21 protein-coding genes are annotated in these 20,949 nt (G+C 37.4%); 10 read left to right on the top strand and 11 right to left on the bottom strand.

Going from position 1 to position 20,949, the window contains the following annotated elements:
* Nucleotides 1-96 precede the first annotated feature (96 nt).
* The gene (locus ASG38_RS05405) at nt 97-963 is read left to right on the top strand and encodes a DMT family transporter (protein WP_056067909.1); all 867 of its coding nucleotides are present in this window, start codon (nt 97-99) and stop codon (nt 961-963) included.
* Nucleotides 964-1,159: 196 nt separating this feature from the next.
* On the opposite strand, the gene ASG38_RS05410 is transcribed toward ASG38_RS05405, so the two are convergent.
* Together ASG38_RS05410 and ASG38_RS05415 are read right to left on the bottom strand one after the other, a co-directional pair.
* Nucleotides 1,160-3,202, bottom strand: a complete 2,043-nt coding sequence (locus tag ASG38_RS05410) for a pitrilysin family protein (protein ID WP_056067911.1) — start codon at nt 3,200-3,202, stop codon at nt 1,160-1,162.
* A 10-nt stretch (nt 3,203-3,212) separates the two neighbouring features.
* Nucleotides 3,213-4,541, bottom strand: coding sequence for a pitrilysin family protein (locus tag ASG38_RS05415; RefSeq protein WP_056068451.1), 1,329 nt, complete (start codon nt 4,539-4,541; stop codon nt 3,213-3,215).
* Nucleotides 4,542-4,800: 259 nt separating this feature from the next.
* Here ASG38_RS05415 and rplU point away from each other — a divergent pair, with 259 nt between their 5' ends.
* Complete coding sequence (rplU, locus tag ASG38_RS05420) at nt 4,801-5,223, top strand: 50S ribosomal protein L21 (RefSeq protein WP_056067913.1); 423 nt, start codon at nt 4,801-4,803, stop codon at nt 5,221-5,223.
* Between the two features lie 23 nt (nt 5,224-5,246).
* Entirely contained in the window at nt 5,247-5,507 is a 261-nt protein-coding gene (rpmA, locus tag ASG38_RS05425) for a 50S ribosomal protein L27 (RefSeq protein ID WP_056067915.1), read from the top strand.
* Between the two features lie 56 nt (nt 5,508-5,563).
* Here rpmA and ASG38_RS05430 read toward each other — a convergent pair whose 3' ends face one another.
* The 9 genes from ASG38_RS05430 to ASG38_RS05470 all read right to left on the bottom strand — a co-directional run bounded on the left by ASG38_RS05430 (nt 5,564) and on the right by ASG38_RS05470 (nt 15,041).
* Complete coding sequence (locus ASG38_RS05430) at nt 5,564-5,953, bottom strand: hypothetical protein (RefSeq protein ID WP_056067917.1); 390 nt, start codon at nt 5,951-5,953, stop codon at nt 5,564-5,566.
* A gap of 237 nt (nt 5,954-6,190) precedes the next feature.
* The gene (locus ASG38_RS05435) at nt 6,191-8,038 is read right to left on the bottom strand and encodes a type VI secretion system baseplate subunit TssF (RefSeq protein WP_056067919.1); all 1,848 of its coding nucleotides are present in this window, start codon (nt 8,036-8,038) and stop codon (nt 6,191-6,193) included.
* Between the two features lie 11 nt (nt 8,039-8,049).
* Nucleotides 8,050-8,481, bottom strand: a complete 432-nt coding sequence (locus ASG38_RS05440) for a GPW/gp25 family protein (protein WP_056067921.1) — start codon at nt 8,479-8,481, stop codon at nt 8,050-8,052.
* A complete protein-coding gene (locus ASG38_RS05445) occupies nt 8,450-10,906 on the bottom strand; it encodes an AAA family ATPase (protein ID WP_056067923.1) in 2,457 nt (818 codons plus the stop codon). Before ASG38_RS05445 ends, ASG38_RS05440 begins: the two co-directional genes overlap by 32 nt.
* A gap of 11 nt (nt 10,907-10,917) precedes the next feature.
* A complete protein-coding gene (locus ASG38_RS05450; protein WP_056067925.1) occupies nt 10,918-11,433 on the bottom strand; it encodes a type VI secretion system transmembrane protein TssO in 516 nt (171 codons plus the stop codon).
* A 24-nt stretch (nt 11,434-11,457) separates the two neighbouring features.
* Complete coding sequence (locus ASG38_RS05455; RefSeq protein WP_147433807.1) at nt 11,458-12,597, bottom strand: hypothetical protein; 1,140 nt, start codon at nt 12,595-12,597, stop codon at nt 11,458-11,460.
* A gap of 57 nt (nt 12,598-12,654) precedes the next feature.
* Nucleotides 12,655-13,518 (bottom strand): TssN family type VI secretion system protein, encoded by an 864-nt coding sequence (locus ASG38_RS05460; RefSeq protein WP_056067929.1) that lies wholly within the window; start codon nt 13,516-13,518, stop codon nt 12,655-12,657.
* Complete coding sequence (locus ASG38_RS05465; protein ID WP_056067931.1) at nt 13,515-14,441, bottom strand: hypothetical protein; 927 nt, start codon at nt 14,439-14,441, stop codon at nt 13,515-13,517. Before ASG38_RS05465 ends, ASG38_RS05460 begins: the two co-directional genes overlap by 4 nt.
* 6 nt (nt 14,442-14,447) lie before the next feature.
* Nucleotides 14,448-15,041 carry a C40 family peptidase gene (locus ASG38_RS05470; protein WP_082482163.1) on the bottom strand — a complete coding sequence of 198 codons (594 nt, stop codon included), beginning with the start codon at nt 15,039-15,041 and terminating at the stop codon, nt 14,448-14,450.
* Nucleotides 15,042-15,444: 403 nt separating this feature from the next.
* Between ASG38_RS05470 and ASG38_RS05475 the strand changes: the two genes are divergently transcribed.
* The 7 genes from ASG38_RS05475 to ASG38_RS05505 all read left to right on the top strand — a co-directional run bounded on the left by ASG38_RS05475 (nt 15,445) and on the right by ASG38_RS05505 (nt 20,943).
* Complete coding sequence (locus ASG38_RS05475; RefSeq protein ID WP_056067936.1) at nt 15,445-16,437, top strand: PKD domain-containing protein; 993 nt, start codon at nt 15,445-15,447, stop codon at nt 16,435-16,437.
* A gap of 44 nt (nt 16,438-16,481) precedes the next feature.
* On the top strand, nt 16,482-16,946 hold the full coding sequence (locus tag ASG38_RS05480; RefSeq protein ID WP_056067937.1) for a hypothetical protein: 465 nt from the start codon (nt 16,482-16,484) through the stop codon (nt 16,944-16,946).
* A 7-nt stretch (nt 16,947-16,953) separates the two neighbouring features.
* On the top strand, nt 16,954-18,321 hold the full coding sequence (locus ASG38_RS05485; RefSeq protein WP_056067939.1) for a DUF5458 family protein: 1,368 nt from the start codon (nt 16,954-16,956) through the stop codon (nt 18,319-18,321).
* A 195-nt stretch (nt 18,322-18,516) separates the two neighbouring features.
* Nucleotides 18,517-18,903 (top strand): type VI secretion system tube protein TssD, encoded by a 387-nt coding sequence (gene tssD, locus ASG38_RS05490; RefSeq protein ID WP_056067940.1) that lies wholly within the window; start codon nt 18,517-18,519, stop codon nt 18,901-18,903.
* A 114-nt stretch (nt 18,904-19,017) separates the two neighbouring features.
* Entirely contained in the window at nt 19,018-19,413 is a 396-nt protein-coding gene (gene tssD, locus ASG38_RS05495) for a type VI secretion system tube protein TssD (RefSeq protein WP_056067942.1), read from the top strand.
* Nucleotides 19,414-19,423: 10 nt separating this feature from the next.
* Entirely contained in the window at nt 19,424-20,365 is a 942-nt protein-coding gene (locus ASG38_RS05500; protein WP_056067944.1) for a polymorphic toxin type 23 domain-containing protein, read from the top strand.
* Complete coding sequence (locus tag ASG38_RS05505; RefSeq protein ID WP_056067947.1) at nt 20,365-20,943, top strand: hypothetical protein; 579 nt, start codon at nt 20,365-20,367, stop codon at nt 20,941-20,943. Before ASG38_RS05500 ends, ASG38_RS05505 begins: the two co-directional genes overlap by 1 nt.
* The last annotated feature ends 6 nt before the right edge of the window (nt 20,944-20,949 follow it).

Raw genomic sequence — 20,949 nt, forward strand, 5'->3', positions numbered from 1 at the left:
ACAATCCCTTTGAATTTTAAAGGTTTACAAAATTAATAAAAAAAGAAACGGGAAATTCGTTAAAATGACAGAATTTTGGGCTGTAAAAAATGAGTTATGAAAGCAGTGCCATCCAAATGGATTTTCTTATTCTTCCTTTCCTTAATTTGGGGAAGTTCCTTTATTCTGATAAAAAAAGGTTTGGTGGGGCTTACACCATTTCAACTGGGCTCGTTGCGGATGATTTTTGCGGCTGTTTTTCTTTTGGCAATAGGTTTTAAAAGCCTTAAAAATATCAAGCAGCACCAATGGAAATATATTGCACTGACGGCAATGATGGGGACTTTTTTTCCGGCATTTCTTTTTTCGATTGCCCAAACACAAATTGACAGTTCTATCAGTGCTGTTTTAAATTCACTCACACCTTTGGCTGCATTGGTTTTAGGGGCGTTGGTTTTTGGGCTGAATTTTCAAAGAAGGCAGATTTTTGGTGTGACGATTGGCTTGTTTGGGAGTGTTTTGTTGATTTTGAGCGGAGCTGTAAACCATCCCGGACAGAATTACTGGTTTGCGACCCTGGCTGTCTGTGGTGCGATTTGCTATGCTGTGAATGTCAACCTGATTAAAAAATATCTTTCGGATGTAAATCCTTTGAGTATAACGGTAGGCAATTTCGCCGTTTTATTGGTTCCGGCTCTTATTATTCTGTTTACTACAAATTTTCATGAAGTGGCACATCTGCCAAATGTAAAAACGTCGATGCTGTTTATAAGTGTCCTGGCCGTATTTGGAACCTGTGTGGCGAATGTGTTGTATTTTAAGCTGATACAGATTTCTTCCCCGATTTTTGCTTCATCCGTAACCTATATGTTGCCAATTGTGGCTTGCTTTTGGGGTATTCTGGATGGCGAAAGCCTTACTTTGGTTCAGGCTCTAGGTGCTTTTATCGTATTGATCGGGATTTATTTGTCTGCTAAAAAATAAACTCGCAATTCTATTTAATTTTAAGCTTTGCGTCATTGCGCCTTTGCGTGAAACAGTTGCTTGCAAAGACGCAGAGCCGCGAAGTTTATAATATTTCTGTATGAAAATATTTCGTGTTTCTCCTTTGGATGAAATTTACCGCATAAAAAAAGACTGCCATTGCTGACAGTCTTTTTAATTTTATGTTTGATTCGGATTATTTGAAATCTGCATCAGAAACACCTTCGTTGATTTTTACATCAGAAGCTGTTAATTCGATTTCGATACCCACGTTTAATGTAGTTTTGAAAGGAACTTTTACGCCTTTTACATCTTTGTAGTCAGAGAAAGAAACTACCTGAGTCATTTGCTGTCCTTGCATTTCCTCAGTGTTTGCTTCTGCCAGTTTCAATCCTGTTGTTACATCATAGTAAAGCGTCTTTTTACCGTCTTTGATAGCATATGCCTCTTTTCCGTCAATAGATTCGATTCCGGATAAAGTGATTCCAGGTTTTGTAGCTAAAGTCAATTCCGGGAAAGGAAGAGAATAGAATTTTGCGTTAGCAATTTTATCTGCGCTGTAGTCTTCTTTTTGACCTTGAGCCGACTCATATCCTTTAGTTCCGTCAAAAACTTCTTTGCTTAATGTTTGGCCCATACCTTTAACTTCGTCAACTTTTTTACCGGCTGCAGAAGATTTTCTTGTCATGGTAACATCAATTCCCTGAACTTTTCCGTTTAATGTAGAGAATACAGTTTTTACTGACTTCGCATTTTTGTCTCCACCAATTGCTTTGATGTAGTTGTCAAATACAGTTTTTGCTGTTACACCGGCAGGAACCGCTTTTTTAGCAACAGGCTTATCAACCTGGTTTCCGAATTTGTCGAAATAGAACATCGGGATTCCAAGTTTTTCAAGACCTGGCAATACGTCACTTCCTTTACCTGTAATGATAACTCTTGTATTGTCAGCAAGGAAATACTTGTTTGCTACTCTCATGATATCATCAGCAGTTACTGCGTTGATATTCTTGATGTAGTTTTCGTAGAAATCAGCAGGAAGGTTCTGTGTTTTGGTCAATAAAGCATAACGGGCAACAGTTCCCGGTTTTTGGATTTGCATTACGAAGTTTCCAATGTATCCTGCCTTTACGTTTTTCAACATGTCCGGAGCTACTTTTTCAGTTCTGATTCTTTTCAATTCTTTGAAGAATTCAACTACAGCGCTATCAGTTACGGCATTTCTAACCTGAGTGTTAGACTTGAATTTTCCAACATATTTGTCACCTCTAATGTTTGAACGGGCACCATATGTCCATCCGTGAGCTTCTCTCAGGTTCATGTTTAGGTAGCTGTTGAAGTCACCACCAATAATTTGATTAGCCAAAAGAACAGCGAAATAATCTTTATCAGTCATCTTTAGGTTAGAAACGTTAACCAAAGAAATTTCAGACTGAACAGCGTTTGGCATGTCCACAAAGTTAATCTGTGTGTATTGAACATCTTTTGGGTCAGCATAAGTGATTACCGGAGCGGTAGCTTTTTTCCATGAACCAAAATATTTCTCAACAGCCTTTTTAACGTCTTTGAATTTTACATCACCTGTAATAACAAGGTAAGCGTTAGCAGGAACAAAATAAGTAGTATAGTTCATGATGGCATCATTCAAAGTAACTTTGTTGATGCTTTCTTCAGTAAGATATTCTCCGTTTGGATGATTTTTTCCGAAAACCAACACATCTTCAACACGTGAAGCTACAGCCTGAACGCTTTTCTCCTGAGTTTTTAAGCCTTCAATCAGTTTTGTTTTTTCTTTGTCAAGTTCTTCCTGAGTGAAAACAGAGTTTAAAGCTCCGTCAGCCATCAATTCAAGAATTCTGTCAGAATATTTTGAAAGACCTGAAGCATAAGCTCCGTTAGCGCTAAATCCGATGTTAGCCCCAAGGAAATCAATTTCTTCGTTGAAAGCATCTTTTGACATCTTTTTAGTACCGCTTCCAATTAATGCGCTGGTAATTTCAGCAACACCTTTTTTATCGCCTTCTGCGTAAGGAGCATTGTCTAATGTCAGGTTGTAGGAAACTCTTGGAAGTTTATGGTTTTCAACAACCATTACTTTCAATCCGTTTTTTAATTCAAAGGTTTCAGGCTTCCCGATATTGATAACCGGAGCAGGACCTGGTTTTGGCTGTGGTCTGTCTTGTGCTTGCATAATTACTGTTAAGAACAAGCTTGATAAAATGAATATTGTCTTTTTCATGATGTATATCTTAGTTTTGAGCTTTGTCTTTTGCTGGTACGTAATCCAAAATCAATCTTTGGTTCGGGTTCAGGTATTTTTTTGCAACATCTCTGATTTCCTCACGAGTGATAGAGCGATAGATTTCAATCTCGGTGTTGATAAGGTTGATATCGCCGTACAGCATGTAATATGTAGCCAGGTTTTCTGCAATTCCTTCTACTGAAGCATTGCTGTTTACATATTGGTTCTCAAATTTATTCTGTAATTTCTGGAAATCTTTCTCAGAAATTAATTCTGTCTGAAGCTTAGTAACTTCTTCATCGATTTCTTTTGTAAGTGCATCAAGAGAAGTGTCACCCATTGGCAAACCATAGATGAAGTAAACGCCGTAGTCTTCCTGGCTGTAGTTAAAAGCGCCAATTTCTAAAGCCATTTTCTTCTGGTCAACGATTTTTTTGTAAAGTCTTGAACTCTTTCCATCGCTAAGGATAGAAGAAATCATATCCAAAACTTTTGCATCACGGGTTTTCATTGAAGGCGTTCTGTATGCCGTTACCAACATCGGAATCTGGATGTTCGGGTCTTCATAAGTAGCCTTAATAGTTTGAGTGATTGGGTCTTCAGTAAAAGTCTGTTTTGTAAGGTCTGTTTTTCCTTTTGGAATTGACCCGAAATATTGTTTTACCCATTTGATGGTTTTGTCGTACTCAATATCACCAGCTACAACAAGAACTGCGTTGTTAGGAACGTAGAACTTTTTGTTGAATGCCTGGAATTCTTCCAGAGTTGCAGCATCTAAATGTTCCATAGAACCAATAGGAGCCCAACGGTAAGGGTGTTTTTTGAACATGTTTTGTTTTACGGCAGTAATAAGATTTCCGTAAGGCTGGTTGTCTACACGTAATCTTTTTTCTTCCTTAACAACTTCGTTTTGCGTATCAACTCCAATCTGGTTGATTACAGGGTGCATTAATCTTTCAGATTCCATCCATAAACCTAATTCAAGGCTGTTAGAAGGGAAGATTTCATAGTAGTAAGTCCTGTCGTCTGAAGTATTTGCGTTATTGGTTCCTCCGTTTCCGGAAACAATTTTGAACCATTCTCCACGACCTATATTTTTTGTTCCTTCAAATAAAAGGTGTTCAAAAAAGTGAGCAAAACCAGTTCTTTCCGGATTTTCGTCTTTGGCTCCAACGTGATACATTACCGAAGTAATTACAACTGGAGCTGATTTGTCTTGATGCAAGATCACATGAAGACCATTTTCTAGTGTATATTCTTCAAAAGCTACTTTTTGAGCTGAAGCAACACTCCCGAGCATGAGAACTGAACCCAAAGCCATTAATGATTTTTTCATAACGATTAATAAATTTGTTATTGATTTTGACATTAGTATGCCAAATATGTGTTTTGTTACGCCAAATGTAGTTTTTTTTTAAGATTTATTCATGTAAATATAACTTTTTAACGGCTGAATGTTTTTACTTTTCGGAATGTTCTTTCCCGGGGTTAAAATGCTGTCTCTTTGAAGGTTGAATTTTTTTTTTAAGAACAATTGCAGGATTAATATTTAATCGTATATTTGCAACCTTAAAATTTAACTAAACATTATTGTTATGTACGCAATCGTAGAGATAGCAGGGCAACAATTCAAAGTAAGCAAAGACTTAAAGGTTTATGTTCACCGTTTAGCTAACAAAGAAGGAGATGCAGTTTCTTTTGCAAAAGTTCTTTTGTTGGATGATAACGGAACAATCACTTTAGGCGCCCCGGCTGTAGAAGGTGCTTCAGTAGAAGCCAAAGTGTTACAACACTTAAAAGGAGACAAAGTAATCGTTTTCAAAAAGAAAAGAAGAAAAGGTTACAAAAAGAAAAACGGACACCGTCAATATTTGACTCAAATCCAAATTTCTGGAATTACTGTTTCAGGTGCTAAAAAAGCTGCTGCTAAGAAAGAAGCTGCTCCTGCAACTGAAGAAGCGGTAGAAGCTCCAAAGAAAAAAGTAGCTAAGGCTAAAAAAGAAGATACTCAAGAATAATTAACATTTAAAACCAGTACGTCATGGCTCATAAGAAAGGTGTCGGTAGTTCCAAGAATGGTAGAGAATCAGAATCGAAACGTTTAGGTGTTAAGATTTATGGTGGTCAAGCTGCTATTGCTGGAAACATCATCGTTAGACAAAGAGGTTCTAAGCACAACCCGGGAGAAAACGTTTACATGGGTAAAGATCATACTTTACATGCAAAAGTTGACGGAGTTGTTAAGTTCCAGAAAAAATCTGATAACAAATCTTTCGTTTCTGTTGTTCCGTTTGAAGCATAAGAAAACCAAGATTTTTAGATACAAAAAGCCCATTCGAAAGAATGGGCTTTTTTGTTTTATTTGATTTTTGCTTTTTCTAAGGTTTCATTATAACCTTCTTTCATGTCTTCTTTGGCTTTTTGTGCTCCTTCTTTGATATCTTCAGAAGTTTCTTTTATGCCATCTTTGGTTGCTTCCCAGGCACTTTTTGCTTTGTCAACCGCAATCTGTGCTAATCTTTCGGCTTCCTTGTCGCCTTTTGCCTTAGCTTCTGCTAATTTCTTTTCAGCCTCGTCCAGATTGGCTTTTGCCTTTTCACTTAATTCTAGGTTCAGGCCGTTTTTCGTTGTTGTGGTGGTCACGGTCGTTTTTCCGTCTTCAGTTGTTGTTGTAACTGTTTCTTCTTTCTTGCAGGATGTAGCGAGAAACATACCGCCTATCGCTATCGTAAAAATTACTTTTTTCATGAGGTTGTTATTTAGTTCTTATAAAAATAACAAAAAAGAAGAATATACAACATTAAGTAGGGTTGATTATCGAAAATCTATATTAAAATCTATTCCGATAGGCACTTAATACTTTGCGTCTCTGCGCCTTTGCGTGAAAATAGTTACTCGCAAAGGCGCAGAGTCGCAGAGTTTGTAAAGGGAGAGAACTCCTGTTTTGTGTCTTCTTTCATTTGATATAAACTTCCGGATTGGAATTTAAGAATAGATAATTCGGAAAGGAACAATGTTAATGGCCCGGTTTTCAATCATCAATTTTAAATCTTCACTCAGGAAATACCATTCTTCCTCATTATAATAGTCTTTGTCCTTTCTTTCGAGATAGATGTCAATAGTGGGAGTATAGCCCACATTGCTGTCCAGGCTGGTCTGAATACCATTTTTTACTTCCACTCTTGTAATAGCATCACCAAAATGATTTTTGCAGAGAATGATAATGTCCTGACGCGTTACCACTCTCTGGTTAGAAACCAGGTTTTCACGATAGGCATAGATTTTCTCTGAATTGGAAAGTTCGTCTTTTCCGCCCTGGGTTGTAGACAGAAACATAATGTTGTCTCTTTCAAAATCGGAACCTTTATGGGCGACTAATCTTGAAAAGGTATTAATCTTGTTGGCGCTTTCGCCATTGGTTGTCCAATATTTGGCGAATAAGGTTCCTTTGTTGGAATTGCTGGTAGTATTGAGTATTAAATACGGGTTATTGATATTTTGCATACCTACCTGTGACATCTTATTTCTGAAACGTGAAATAATCTGGTTGATTTCTTTCAGGTTATTGTCTGTAAAATCATGTCCGAGTCTGGAAAATGCCGCGGCTTCATCCCGAATCAGGTCAATGAGATAGTTTATTTCTTCCGTCGCATTTCTTTCGTCAAAACGGGCGATGCCTCCAAAACGTAGGTAGGCATAGTCGTTGTCGCCCTTTTCATCATCGTTTTTGATAACGTCAAACTCGTTGTTCTTGTCATCAGTAACCGAGAAAAGCTCAAGAAAAAACTCGTTGTTCAGGTTCAGCGGATAAATATTCAGGAGGTTTTTGATATTTCCCTGTACCTCATTTAGTTTTTTATTGATGACAGGAAAACAATTGTTGGCGCAGAAAATTTCAGAAAGAATATCTTTCCCGATGACATTAGGAAACTCAATACGAATCCAGATTAGTTTTTCGTCGGCCAGAACTTTTAATTCTTCAGCAGGAATAAAACTACTCAATTCTGAAGGCAAGGAATAGTTATTATCAATATTGATAATGTCTTTTATAGTGATGAAATTCTTGCGGAAATAGTCGTTTGCGTGTTCCTGTGTCCGTTCAATATGATAGAATTCTTCCTGAATGAGTTCACCGTAATTGTTGGAATAATTTTCATCGTTGTTGTATCCTTGCGCAGTCTGCAACAGATGGTCGTTCAAATACCATTTGGCACGTGGCAGAAAGTGGAAAAAGGTATTCCTGTTGTGGATGTTTTTCAGATAAAAATAAAACATCAGGTCTTTGATGATTCCGTCGCCCTGGTGTTTTAGTCCAAGCCAGATGGTTCCGTGAGGTGCCGGCTTAATATAATTATTACTGCTGACCGTTTCCCGGAATTGTTCTTTCACAATCTGCTGTACTCCGCTTGGAAGGATTGCATAGTTGAGTTTATTGCGGTTCAATTTTACAGGCTTTGTTGGCCCGAAAAAATAGTTTTTGATTATGTTTTCTGTCGGATTGTACGGATTTGCCTCTTTTTTCTGGAAGTAAAACTGATGGTGGTCATTTAGTATCACTTCATTTTCTACAGGATAGGCCCTCACAATGGCTCTTGCCGGCGTTGCTTTAGCCGATGCTGTTGGTGTAAGGATATCGACCAGCCGTTCTGTAATCCTTCTTCGGCTCGAATAGATTTCGTTGGAAATTTTTTCCAATTCTTTGGCGCATACATCAAAAAGCAAATTGACAATAGGGTCAAAGACATTTTCCAGTTCCACGTCAGAATAGCCCCATTGTTTGGCGGCACGTTTGAGTAGTCGGTCTTTAATCTGATCTTTTGATAATGAATTCATTGATGATGCTTTTATTTAAATGAAAATGGCGCTAGAAAATAAGAACTCTTGTAATAATAAGGCTGGTTTGTTTTTTTGATTACTCCGTAAACCACAATGTCAAGACGTTTTTTGACGCGAATATTGGTTTCGTAGCTTACCGTATCTTCACTTACGCCAAGCGTTACATCGGTAACTGTCAGTCGCTTTTCATATTTTTTTACCTTTTCATGTACAGATTCCTTAATCATGTCTTTGAGCTGGTTGGCATTAGACAACAGGTTAAAATCGGTTTCCCAGATAATGGTGCCAAAATCGTCATCATATTTATATTCTCCGAAAATCGTAGTGATTATCAGGGAAATATACTGTGCCAAAGATTCTTCGATAGTGACTTTCCTTATATCTTCACCGCTTGACAGCCGCTTAAAATCAATTGGAATCTTGTAGTATAGGTCTTTCATGTTCTATCGTAAATTTAATGGCTCCTTCTTCATTTAATGTGACTTTCAACGAATCGCCTTTTTTGATTTCGTTGGAAATAATCATGCGTGACAATGGCCTTTTTAACTGATTGCGGATAGTTCCTTTGATTGGTCGCGCCCCATATTCCGGCGTGAAACCCATCAGAGCAATCTGTTCTTTGTCTTTTTCGTCTATATGCAGCGTGATGTCCAGCTTTTCCAGAAGCTGCAAAAGTTCTTTCTTTAAATGGATATCAAAAATTCTCGAAACGCTTTTTCTGCTGATTGGTGCAAATGGGATGATTTCCGTAAGACGTCCTAAAAACTCGGGCCTGAAATAGCCGGTCATCAATTGAATAAGGTCGTTTGATTTTGGGATGATGTCTTTTTCAAATGATTTTACAATAAAATCAGAGCCAATATTTGAGGTAAAAAGAATCACTGAGTTTGAAAAATCACCTTCTTTGCCTAAACGGTCGTGGAGTTTTCCTTCATCCAGTATTTGTAGGAATACGTCAAAAACCGATTTATGGGCCTTTTCAATTTCATCAAACAAAACGATGGAATACGGTTTTTGCCTGATTTTGTTAACAAGAAGTCCGCCTTCTTCATAGCCTACATATCCCGGAGGTGCCCCGTATAAAAGTGCTGCAGAATGTTCTTCTTTGAATTCTGACATGTCCAACCGGATAATGGCATTCTCGTCACCAAATAGGAAGTCAGCCAATGATTTTGCCAATTCTGTTTTTCCGGTTCCTGTTGGTCCCAAAAAGAAAAAGGAACCTATTGGCTGTCCTGGTTTTGTGAGTCCGGAACGGGATTCCAGTATGGCATCAGAAACTACTTTCACGGCATGGTCCTGACCAATAACTCTCTTTTTTAGGGTATTTTCTATATCGAGTAATCGTTCGCGTTCATCAGATTTTACTTTTCCTGCCGGGATTCCGGTAATACCCGAAACCACGTGCGACAGGTGTGATGGAGAAACAATGTTTTCTTCTTCATTCAAGCGCTCCAGGCTTTCTAAAAGACTTTCCAGATGCGCTATTTTCTTATCGCTGGCAACAGAAGAGAAATTGTCCTCGTCTTCGCTGAAAAGCTTACCGGTTTTATTTTGGATATCAGAATGAAGCCAAAGCATCTTTTCTTCTTTTTCAATTTCCTCAATACTATCATTGATGGCCGAAAGCTGTTTTTTTAATTCCGGCAGTTCTTTTTTGATAGTTTCTTTGGCCACTTTTAAAGAAGACATGGTTCTGTCAATCAAATCCAGGGCAGAATCCGGAAGCGATTTTTCCTTCAGATAGCGTTTTGAAAGTCGGATAGATTCTTTGAGTCCTTCTTCATCAATGCTAAAATCATGATGTGTCTGGTAATGGGAAATCACATTTTTAATCATTCGTAAGGCCAATTCCTGATTAGGCTCGTGGATTTCCAAAGTTTCAAAACGTCTGGAAAGGGCATCATCCTTACCAAGCGATTTTCTGAATTTTTCTGTAGTTGTGGCTCCAATAAAAGTAATGTCGCCTTTAGAAAGTTCAGATTTTATAATGCTGCCAATACCATTGCCCTGATTGGAATCAAACAGTTCGTGGATATCGTCTATAAAAAGTATCGGCTTTTCATAGCCCTTTACTTCATTGAAGATTTTCTGTAAACGGTCTTCTACTTCGCCTTTGTAGGAAGCACCGGCGAATAAAGGCCCGATATTGATTTCAAAAACCGAAGCATTATTAAAGGCTGCCAAAATAGACTTGTCTCCAATTTTATGGCAAAAGCCTTCAATTAGTGTCGATTTCCCGACACCGGATTCTCCGATAACGATAACGTGTGGTTTCAGTTTTCGGTTTAATATTTCTGTAATGGTCTTTAGTTCTTCATCGCGTCCAATCATCGGAATAGATTGCTTTGACTTCAGATGTTTTATTTTGTCCGTACAGTATTTGTCTAAGGTAGAGCTTCCTGTTGGGGCGATTTTTGTTTTTTCAGAATTGTTTTGCGGTTTTGCAGTTCCTGAATCAAACATTGATGATAAATCAGCAGGCGTCAAAGGCAATGACTTTAGCTGGTCGTGTGAAAATCCTACGCCGGGAGTTACCAGTGCTTTTAGGATGGGAACAAAGCTGGTTTCGTCACCCGTCTTTTTTGCAATATCTTCGGCTTCTGTCAGCACGGCATTCATACCGCTGTCCGGAGCCGGGTCATCGCTTGGTTTAGAAGATTTTGGATACTCGCTGATTCGGATATCGGCCCATTCATCCAAATAAAACACGTCTATTCCTTTGGCATCCAATTCACGCATGAAATTGAATTGCGGATTCAAAAGCGCCTTTAGCAAATGAGCAGGAGCATACTTTTGGTTGAAATTATCCTTCGCATATTGTTTTGCAATATGAATTGCCTGCAAAATATCTTCTGTGACCATGATTTTCTGATTTAGTTCGTCCTTCTATTCAATTGCTGCGTTAATCTCAGGTCGCGGAGCAATTCCTTATTCTCTTCTTCGTATTCTTTTAATTGCTTGTTGAGCAGGTCAATTTCCTTTTTAGAATCATTGACTTGCAACAACAGTTTCTTTGTTTTAACCAAATCGTTAATCGTCAGAATGACATTGTCATATAGTTTTAGTCCCTGGTCAGAATCGGCAGGGATTTTTTCTTTCAGGTCGACCAATTCAAAGCTGATGTTCTGTTCAATGAACTGGAAGCTTTCAGGAGCCTTATCTAATGAGTCAATCAAAACGCCAATGTGCTCCAACCTGTCAGAGAATTGTTTCTGAAAGTTAAACTCGGTCATGATTTTGTCATTTTCGCTTTTGAGAACTTCATTTTCTTTCAAAGGCAGTTTGTAATTGAAAAATATCGCAAAAAACAATACTCCGGTTGTGATGATAAACATCAATAGGAACAAGAGGAAAGCGGAAGTTCGTTCTTTTCTATTTAAAATATCCATGTTTGGTGTCGATTTTGGGTTGGTTTATTCTGCTAAAAAGGTTGGCGATGAATTAGGAGAATTATTGTCTTTGTCGCTATTGCCAAAGAAGCTTGGCTTTTCGTTTCTGACAATATTTTCGTTGACAAAGATTCCCGTGTCGCGTTTTTTGCCGATATAGTCGAGCTGGTTTAAAATAGTAAACAGATAGTCAATTTTTGAAATAAAAGTATTGACCTGGTTTACGGTTGGCTCAATATCATAAGCTTTGTATTTGGTGTTTATAGTTTCAGAAAACAGCCTTTCATAGTCGCCACTGGAGATTTCTGTCCATTCCGAAAAATAGTTGAAAAGCATTTCTTTTCCGTCTCCTGAAAAAGAATCAAAGCTGTTTTTGATGATTCGCGCCAGACTGACCGTGTTTTCCAATACTTCCATCGGTTTCATGGAGAAATTCACCCATTTGCTTCTTGTGATGTTTTGGGCCACATAACTCAAAATCTTTTCGCAGGCTTCAAAAACCATATTGGCAATCAGGTTTTCATCTTCTGTACTGTTCCTGAACCTGATTTTTTGGGAAATCTGAACCGAATTGAACTCCAACTGCTTGAAGAAAGATTCGTAGTTTTCAAATAAGGTAATCAGGGTAGGGTGGCTGTTGATTGTAAGACTTGGCGGAATAAAATCGGTCAGGATTTCATAGTTGTTAGCCGAAGTCTTGAATTTAGCCAAAGGAAATTGTAAAGCGCCAATATTATTTTGGTTGACTTCGCTTTCAATAACGCTGGTCAGGAAATAACGCGACATGGCATTTGGAAAACGTGGTGGCACTTCCTCCATGTTTTGCTCGCCCGTTGGTATTCTTTGGAAAGGATCGACATTCAGTAAAAGAAAGTAATTGTTTTCTTTAAGGTCGAAATCCTTCAACTCAATTTTCTCGTTAAATTCTCCGGTATAGTCGGTAATCTCAATTCTTCCTCCACCCGGAGTTACTGCCTTGAGAAGTTTAATGCTAACGCTTAATTCGTTGTGAGCATCGATAGAAATTGAATACTGGAATGGTCTTGACAAATGAGTCGACAATAAGCCGTAATTCAGCTCATTTACGCCCAGATTGCGTGCATCCCGAACCAGATCCTCAATGTTGTCCTGTAAAGTGATGAAATGGTTTTTGTTGATCTTCATTCCATCGATCCAGTTTACCGGAAAGTGTTTTATATTTTCAGCCATAACTAAATGAAATTATATTCGTTGACAAATTATCGTTGCTCCGTCTTTAATGTTGTTAGTGTCTATTGCTAGTTCGGGGTCTATGTAATCGGATGAGCTGAACCATTTCGGCTTCGTGTAAAAATACCATCCATAAGGCTGATTTTTATCGTCCAGATAGCGGACCTGGCTGTTAGGGTTCTTCTCGTTGTAATCGTTTATGAAATAATAAAACAGTTTGCCAAAGTCAAAGGCACGAGGTGCTTTTACTTTGAAATTGATAATTGTTGAATCGTTCGCTTTTTTCGTAAATACTAAATTTACGATAATTATATTTCTCATTTCAGAAATATGCGGTGCCGGATATTTTGAATTTACCGGATAGAACCATCTTTTATGAAGTTTGGCCGGGATTGAAATAGCAGTTCTGAAAAGACAAAAACAAAGTGTCGGAATCAGGAAAAAGAGCATGGCTCCCAAATAATAATACATATATGGCAGTTCCTGGAAATGTCCTACCAGCATAATTACAAAGGCTTCCATGAAAATTCCGGACACAATAGCAATAAAAATTTCCTTGTAGATTTCCTTTGCATCAAATTGCTTGAAATAGAGATGGAAGAATGTCAGGTGAATGGCACCGGCAATTAATAAATAGACCTGAAACGAAATAAAACGGATGTTTACCGTTGTGTCTTTTAAATTAAATAATATGGCCCCAAAAACAAGGAGCATGAGTCCCTGACAGAGTATATAGATAAAATAGCTTTTTTTCTCTTGCCTGAATTTGGGCGTTTTCATCCCAATAAACATGCTGATAATCATCGCTACCGCAATGGCTAAAAAGATATAGACTAAAGTTTCGGTTCCTCCGATGTGGTTTAGATATTTTCTCATATTACTGTTGATATTCCGAGTCTTGATTTATAAATCGTATCGTCCATTGCAAAAAGTTCGTCTTCTGAATTCAATTGGATTTCAAAAGAGTATTGCATTTGGAAAGGCAGAAAAAGGTTGAAGAACGTAGTCAAAAAATTCTCTAATACGTGGTCGTCAAAATAATCGGGAAGATTGTCAGGATTTTTTAACGGTCCAACGATGAAATTATATTTTTTCAAAAAGATTTCCTGGTTGCTTTGTAATGTAGTGGTGATGCCCATAATCATTTCGCCTGAATTTTCCTCAATATCATGGCCGTTTTCCAATTGGATGTTTTTAGACGTGTAACTCACTTCTTCTCCCAATATTTTTTCCAGCATTTTGCTGATATCGGAAATGTTTTGACCTGAATTTCCTTTGAGTTTCATCAGCGCATAAAACATTTTTACGGTCAATACATCCGGAATGTTCTTTTCGATGCCTAAAATCATTCGGATGATGTCGGCAATTCCGTTAGTGCTTAATTTGGAGAAAAAATCAGATTCATGCCTTTCTATCTGATGGCGGAACCGGAAAAGCTCGTTTTCTAAAGGATTATAGAAATGACGGGCTTCTTTTTCTTCTTTTTTGCGAATTTTGAATTCCTGCGAAGGGTCGTGCCTTTGGTCACGGTTTCTGTAATTATGCGTGATGCTTTCCGGCAATATATCATAAAAACCGTCACGGCTGGTATTGATGTGCAGGATGTCCGAATCGTTCACATCTGTTGTGATGCTCATCGTATCCTTGCTGAATTTTCTGTAAAAAACGCCATTTGCCTTCAGGACAATGTCCAGGTCGTCTGTTTTGTTTTTCAGAAGCGCATCAAATAACAGTTCGGCCTTCAGGTCGAAAGGTGTCAGGTTTCTATGATTTTCTATAAAAAATCGATTTTTTGTCATAGCTAATTATTGCTTAAATCTGCCAGCGGCTACGAAATTTTTTTTCCAATATGCTTTTTTTAAGCTTGAGATTTCGACACCTCCGACCAGGTTTGCTGAAAAAAACTTATTGTTCTTGAGATAAATTCCAACATGAGAGATAATTTTTTCATCGGTAATCCTGAAGAAAACCAAATCTCCCTCCCGTAATTTTTCGTCTGACTTAAACAATTCAATCCTGTTGTCCATGCTCATTTCTGAAGCAGTCCTCGGGAGTTCTTTTTTATATACATGTGAATAAAGCTCCTGCATCAAAGCAGAGCAATCAATACCAGCTCGTGTTTCTCCCCCGTAAATATATTTCGTGCCTTCCCAGCTTTTTATAAAAATGTACAGTTTTTCGTTTATTATTTCTGTTTCACTTACTTCCAATTTTTTTGCAAAATACTTTCGGTCATCGTCGCTCAAAGTAGTACTATAGGAATATTTTGCATTTGAGTTTTTCTTATTGTTTCCAGCTTGCGATTTAACAAAATCATCGGTAATGACAAAGTCTTTTTTAGGCAGGCAAGAGACAAAACATACACTCATAAGGCTTAAAAAAATAAACTTTTTAAACATATTAAATGGCGTTTTAGTTCTGCAACTCTTAACTAGATAGATAAATATTCGTTGAGCTTTTGAAGGGGGAAGCTGATTATCTAAATATAAAAATTTTGGGAACTAATTTATACATTTAGGATTTAATATCCATTTCCATGATGTTAAATTAATACTTTTTACCCATTAAATTCACAATTAACACTTAGACAAAGTGAATTTAACAAAATATTATCATTAATTAGGAAGGCAGGAAAATCAAGCGCTGACGCTTTAAGCGTATGTTAATTCCTTGTGACTTTAACAATAATTTTTTTGATAAACTATTTTAACTTGAAAAACCAAAGGAAATTTTTATAAATTTGGAATAAGACAAATTTCGCTTATTTATCGCCCCCAGCAATTTATAATTAATAATTATAAAATGAATAAGAGTAATCAAATAAAAACCCATTTTGATGGAAAAATTATATTGTTCTTCTTTATAATTTTTGTCATGTCATGTGGGCTGCTGGCCTTTAAAATAAATAATAAAGCGATTTGCACCGTTAAGGAGTTCAAAATCGATGCTCCTACATTTAAAGCAGGAGAGTTAATCACTTTTTCGGATATTACCCCTAATTCCTATGAGTGGAGATGGTATTTTGGTGACGGAAGTAAAATTTCCTACCGTTCAAAAGTAGCACACTCATTTTCTAAGCCAGGCAAATACACCATAAAGCTTTTGGTAAACAATAGCTGTACAATTGAAAAAACGATTACCATTCTTCCAAAGAATGATGTGATTGATGAAAGTCTATTGCCTAAATTTTTCGCTCCTACAGTAGTATATGAAGGCGAACAGGTACGTTTCAGAGACTCAACAGCACATGCCAAATCATGGGAGTGGAGATTTGGAGACGGAATCAAGATTGATGCGATTGATCAGAATCCTACCTATGTATACAGGATTCCGGGAGAAAAAATAGTATCACTGGTTGTAAATGGCGATATTAAATATGTAAAGCAGAAAAAAATAACAGTACTGCCTGCCAAAAAAGAAACTAAAGATGTGGTTTCTGAAAGATTGGCAAGAAGAAGCAGTTCAAGAGCCGATATCGTTGATGAATATTTCAAGCAATTACCGGAAGCACCAAAACGAAGTGCCGAAATTGCCGGAATTAATGAAGAGAAATTTAAGGCCATATTGATGGGTATTTGTGAAGACAAACTTTCTTTTGATAATGTAAAACGTTATTTCTGCGAGGACGATCTGCCACTGGTCAAGCTTCGCAATGGGAAAACAATTTCACTGAAAGAGCTTGATGATGCAATTCGTGATAGAAATATCAACATCAAAAAGATCGAATTGCAAAGAGACCAGGACGGTTGCGTGACAGTTATCAATCTGAACTACAGATACAAAACAATTTTTTAAGCTCTTTCTCTATACTATAAAATTAATATTTAATACTAGACAGCATGGCAAATTCATTTTCAAACAGTTATGGAATCGGGGGTAACGAAGTCAGACAGGAAGGTCAGGAAAGCATTCTCGAAATCCCACAAAATAAAACTTTAATCGCCCAAAAATTAACGCCTAATACGCCTGTGCGTCCGGAAATCGTTACAGGTTTAAAAAATATGGATGAGGTTTTCGAACATTTTGATCCAAAAATCAATGTGGCTTTCGAAGATGAAGACGGTAAAGTTACCCGTGAAGAATTAGGATTTAAAAATATTGGAGACTTTTCTATCAATGGTCTTATAGCCCAAAGTCCGTTTCTGACAGATTTAAAAACTAAAAACGAACAATACCAAAAAATGATCAAACAATTAAAAACCAATAAGGTTTTAAAATTGGCGCTTCAGGACCCTGATGCCAGACAGTCGATCATTGATACTATTGAAGCATTAATAAAAGAAATTGAACAATCTGATAAATAATTAAGCCATGGCAAATCAAGAAAACACTAAAGCAACAAATACAACATTGGCGAATCAGGAACGTTCAACCAGAACACTGGAACAAAATGTTGAATCTTTTATACAGTACGGAGGCTTCGATTTATTGGAAGGCGCTATTGAAGGGGTTCAGAACCTAAACCCTGAGCGTAAAGCACGTAAAAATATTTTCTTAAGCGAAAGCAGTAAAAAAGCAGAGCGCCAGGCATTAAAAACAGTGCTTAAGCTTTGGGCAGAATCATTAAAGACCACAGACAATCTGTTGGATTTGGTTTCTGAAAGTGCTAAAAAATCAGATATAGCTGAACAGACGCTAAAGAAAAACCTTGCTATTGCTGTTGCAGAGTCAAAAGAACTGGAAGAAAACTACAGAACACTTTCGCTTTTCTATAAAAATACTGAAGAAAGTAAAGTTAAGAATGTGTCCATCATGAATGCAGAATTGGACCAGTTGAAAGATCTTGACAATTCTCGTTTTATCGATAACATTCAGGAAGAATTAGTAAACGGATTTGACCGTCTGGATTTACGCCAAAATTACTCGCTTTTGGTAATCCCGGGCTATTTGGGCTCAAACAAGGTTATTGAAAAATGGGCAAAGATTGCTTATGATAATAAAGTAATGCTGATTACAGATTTCCAGCATTTGGATGAACCGGATGATGTTATGGAAATGTTTGAATCAGCTAACCTGACAGGTGGCGACACCTATCGTTCTAATGTAATGATGGCATGTAACTGGCTGGTAGGTCGTGGAAAACACGATGAAATCGAAGAAGACGATCATTTATTTATTCCGCCATCGACTGCATTGGCAGGAAAAGTATACAATACTTTGATGTCTCAGGTAACTGCCGGTAAGAAATACGGAGGAATCAACGAGGTTGACGGAGTAAAATTCGACTTAAAGAAGAGCGAAATTGCCAACCTTGAAAATTTAGGATTGATTCCAATGGTAAACGAGTATGGAAAAGTTATGGCTTTTTCGGGCAAAACGCTTTTCAACGGTGACAACCTTGGACTTCAGACATATTCTGTTGTAAGGGTTTTTGACTATGTGACCAAAGTGCTGATGGATTTCCTAAACAGAAGAGCTTTTGAAAACTTCAATGCCAAAACAAGAAAGGAAATCCTGAATCAGATTGTCAAATTCTTAGACAATGTTGCCGGACCAGACAAGCTTATCGAAGATTTTGAAATCAAGAGATTTGAACAGGATCCGAATCAGAAAGACAGAATATTTTTGGATATCCGATTGAAACCGTATTTCCCGGCTAAGAATTTCCTTATCAAAATGGATGGCCAAAAAGGTGATGACGGTAATGATTGGGATACTGAATATGCTGAATCAAAATAAGATTGGGCTGAAACATCCTTATAATGTTAAAAAACAATGTATTAGCATTAATTTTTTGATAATTTAACCTCAAATTAATTGCAGGGAATTTAAAAAATTAATATCTTAGAGTAACTGAAAATCAGAATAGTAGAATAGAAAATCCCCCCAACTTCTATCACAATTAATAAATTTTAATCTTTAAATTTTTTTATTATGTCATTCAAATCAAAACTAAAAGTTGGCGGAAAGGAATTAAACATTTTGAACGCTTCGTATGATTTGCATCAAGAAGTAGATGCTAGTGGTCGCCCATCTTCTGTTACACGCGGAGGAACAATCAATTTAACTGTCGAATCAACCGGAGATTCATTCTTTTTTGAATGGATGACTAACAACTTCGAGAGAAAAGACGGATCAATCCAGTATGTTAAGCGTGATACCGACGCTAAACTTAAAGAAATGAACTTCAAGGAAGGATATCTTGTAAAATACAGAGAGTCTTTCGATGCTCAGGATGGAAATCCTTTAACTGAAACCTTCACAATTTCTGCAAAAGAAATTTCTATGGGTGGCGGTGAGCACATTAACGAATGGGTTTAATTCAATTAGAATTACTTTCAAGTTTTTAATGATAAAGGGTTTGTGCTGTTACATTCCCTTTATCATTATATCGTACTATTTGCAGTTTTTTTAATTATTTAAATCTATCTACTTATGTCATTTTTAGCAAAGCTTGAAATTGACGGAGAGGTATTGAATGTTTTGGAATTTCAATGCACTCTTGGTCAAGATACAGATAAAAGCGGAAAGCCGTCTGCTGATCCGGCTGGCGGAAAAATCCGAATCGTTGTAGAATCTACAAAAAGTACCATGCTGTTTGATTGGATGGTAAGCAATTCCCAGACGAAAAACGGTAAACTGACTTTTTACAGGCGTGATGCCATATCGAAAATGAGGGAGCTTCAATTTAAAGAAGCCTATTGCATTCGATATGATGAGGCTTTTGTTGCCTATAATACTATGTCCATGAGAATTGAAATCGTGATTTCAGCAAAAGAAATTAATATGAACGGTTCTCAATTTGTAAGAAACTGGCCGTTGAAATTCTAAAATAAATTTTATGGACGAACTTAATACTAAATTTTTTATAGGGTTGAGTTGGCATTTCGGCGGAGGTCCAAAATCATATTTTAGCGGTACAGCCGGCGTGGGTGTCAGCAGAAGATTTGGTCCGGTTGATCCGGGTGTTAACATCGCCATCAATGCATATAATGGAGGTATGGGAGCGCTTTCAGGCAGTAATGCCATGAATTTTGATGTTGTCATGACCGGTAAACTGACAGTTGGTGGGGGTCGTACCAATCCAATGTCTGTCTATCCTTTACATATGGATAGCGGAACCGGAATGGAAGACACCTATAAATATTCTGGAACACTCGGAACCAGCATGGTCCTGAACAATAACGACAGGAATCAGCAGGTAGGTTTTGTACAGCTAAGAGCCGATAATTTCAGTTTCCAGTTCTACAATGACTTTGGTGGTTTTAAGAAAATTGGTATTGCCGATGGACACGATCGTTGGTGGACCGGAGGTGGAAAGGTGATTCTGGGAAATAACAGAAGCAACTATCAGATGATTATTGCCAGTGATGTTTTTACAGCCGACACTGATTCTGAAAGTGTTACTGATTCTGAAGCTGCTAAACGAAGTCTTGCTGATTTTGAACAGCGACATATTGGAAGCAGCGGATTTGAAAAATTCAAGGATAAGGCATTCAACTATACGCCTACTACAGCTACTGAAGTTGGTCAGGATTTTTTAAATTTTAAAAGAGATGGAGTTGCGTGGAATCCTAATGCACATTCATTTGACCTAAACCAGGGAAGAACTTCTTTTCATGCAAGAACGCCACAAGGTAGTATAGGAATCAATGGAATTGGCCAAGGCCATATGTATTCGCAGGATATGATACACCGATTTATAAATTTTCACCTGATCCCGTCTGAAAGGCCAAACTATTGGGAAGTACAGACAGGACCTAATATTAATACAGGATTTTAATGAAAAATAATTTATGGATTATGATGCTCCTGGCGGCTCTTTTTTTTTCCTGTTCCAAAAAGGTATACGTCAAGAATGACTATCATTTGTTTGAGGAAAATTTCACCCTTGCTCCGGATGCGCTTTTGAGAACAGACGGAGTTTATGTTTTAGAATCTATCTGGAATAAGGATACGGGAGAACGTAAGGCAGATGAGCATATTTTCTATAAATTTTACAATACCGGGCAAGCAAATCTTACTGTTGATTTGGATAGCAAAATAAAAACGGAAGAGGACTATCTCGAAAGCATTAAAGAACATATTGCTTCAACCAATAAAGCTGGATTTAAAACCCATTTGGAAGGATATTACCGTCTTCAGGGCAATAAAATAGTGATAGAACGTATTACCGTACCCCGTGATGTGGCAGTTTACAGCTATGGATATGTAGAGAACGGAAAGCTGGTAATTGTTACAGAAACCATTGATGGAAAAGGAAAGTTTAGCGACAAGCATTTCACAGATAATTATAAGGCAACCTATGTTTTTGTGCCTTTGGAAAAATCAGGGCTCAGTAATCTGAAGCCCGGATGGTAATCAGAA

This window comes from Flavobacterium sp. Leaf359 (assembly GCF_001423985.1).
GTDB classification, from domain to species: Bacteria; Bacteroidota; Bacteroidia; order Flavobacteriales; family Flavobacteriaceae; genus Flavobacterium; species Flavobacterium lindanitolerans.

Bases quoted from the DNA above. Each gene is read 5' to 3' on its own strand.
- ASG38_RS05405 (WP_056067909.1), top strand. From the start codon at position 97: ATGAAAGCAGTGCCATCCAAATGGATTTTCTTATTCTTCCTTTCCTTA.
- ASG38_RS05410 (WP_056067911.1), bottom strand. From the start codon at position 3,202: ATGAAAAAGACAATATTCATTTTATCAAGCTTGTTCTTAACAGTAATT.
- ASG38_RS05415 (WP_056068451.1), bottom strand. From the start codon at position 4,541: ATGAAAAAATCATTAATGGCTTTGGGTTCAGTTCTCATGCTCGGGAGT.
- rplU (WP_056067913.1), top strand. From the start codon at position 4,801: ATGTACGCAATCGTAGAGATAGCAGGGCAACAATTCAAAGTAAGCAAA.
- rpmA (WP_056067915.1), top strand. From the start codon at position 5,247: ATGGCTCATAAGAAAGGTGTCGGTAGTTCCAAGAATGGTAGAGAATCA.
- ASG38_RS05430 (WP_056067917.1), bottom strand. From the start codon at position 5,953: ATGAAAAAAGTAATTTTTACGATAGCGATAGGCGGTATGTTTCTCGCT.
- ASG38_RS05435 (WP_056067919.1), bottom strand. From the start codon at position 8,038: ATGAATTCATTATCAAAAGATCAGATTAAAGACCGACTACTCAAACGT.
- ASG38_RS05440 (WP_056067921.1), bottom strand. From the start codon at position 8,481: ATGAAAGACCTATACTACAAGATTCCAATTGATTTTAAGCGGCTGTCA.
- ASG38_RS05445 (WP_056067923.1), bottom strand. From the start codon at position 10,906: ATGGTCACAGAAGATATTTTGCAGGCAATTCATATTGCAAAACAATAT.
- ASG38_RS05450 (WP_056067925.1), bottom strand. From the start codon at position 11,433: ATGGATATTTTAAATAGAAAAGAACGAACTTCCGCTTTCCTCTTGTTC.
- ASG38_RS05455 (WP_147433807.1), bottom strand. From the start codon at position 12,597: ATGAAGATCAACAAAAACCATTTCATCACTTTACAGGACAACATTGAG.
- ASG38_RS05460 (WP_056067929.1), bottom strand. From the start codon at position 13,518: ATGAGAAAATATCTAAACCACATCGGAGGAACCGAAACTTTAGTCTAT.
- ASG38_RS05465 (WP_056067931.1), bottom strand. From the start codon at position 14,441: ATGACAAAAAATCGATTTTTTATAGAAAATCATAGAAACCTGACACCT.
- ASG38_RS05470 (WP_082482163.1), bottom strand. From the start codon at position 15,041: ATGTTTAAAAAGTTTATTTTTTTAAGCCTTATGAGTGTATGTTTTGTC.
- ASG38_RS05475 (WP_056067936.1), top strand. From the start codon at position 15,445: ATGAATAAGAGTAATCAAATAAAAACCCATTTTGATGGAAAAATTATA.
- ASG38_RS05480 (WP_056067937.1), top strand. From the start codon at position 16,482: ATGGCAAATTCATTTTCAAACAGTTATGGAATCGGGGGTAACGAAGTC.
- ASG38_RS05485 (WP_056067939.1), top strand. From the start codon at position 16,954: ATGGCAAATCAAGAAAACACTAAAGCAACAAATACAACATTGGCGAAT.
- tssD (WP_056067940.1), top strand. From the start codon at position 18,517: ATGTCATTCAAATCAAAACTAAAAGTTGGCGGAAAGGAATTAAACATT.
- tssD (WP_056067942.1), top strand. From the start codon at position 19,018: ATGTCATTTTTAGCAAAGCTTGAAATTGACGGAGAGGTATTGAATGTT.
- ASG38_RS05500 (WP_056067944.1), top strand. From the start codon at position 19,424: ATGGACGAACTTAATACTAAATTTTTTATAGGGTTGAGTTGGCATTTC.
- ASG38_RS05505 (WP_056067947.1), top strand. From the start codon at position 20,365: ATGAAAAATAATTTATGGATTATGATGCTCCTGGCGGCTCTTTTTTTT.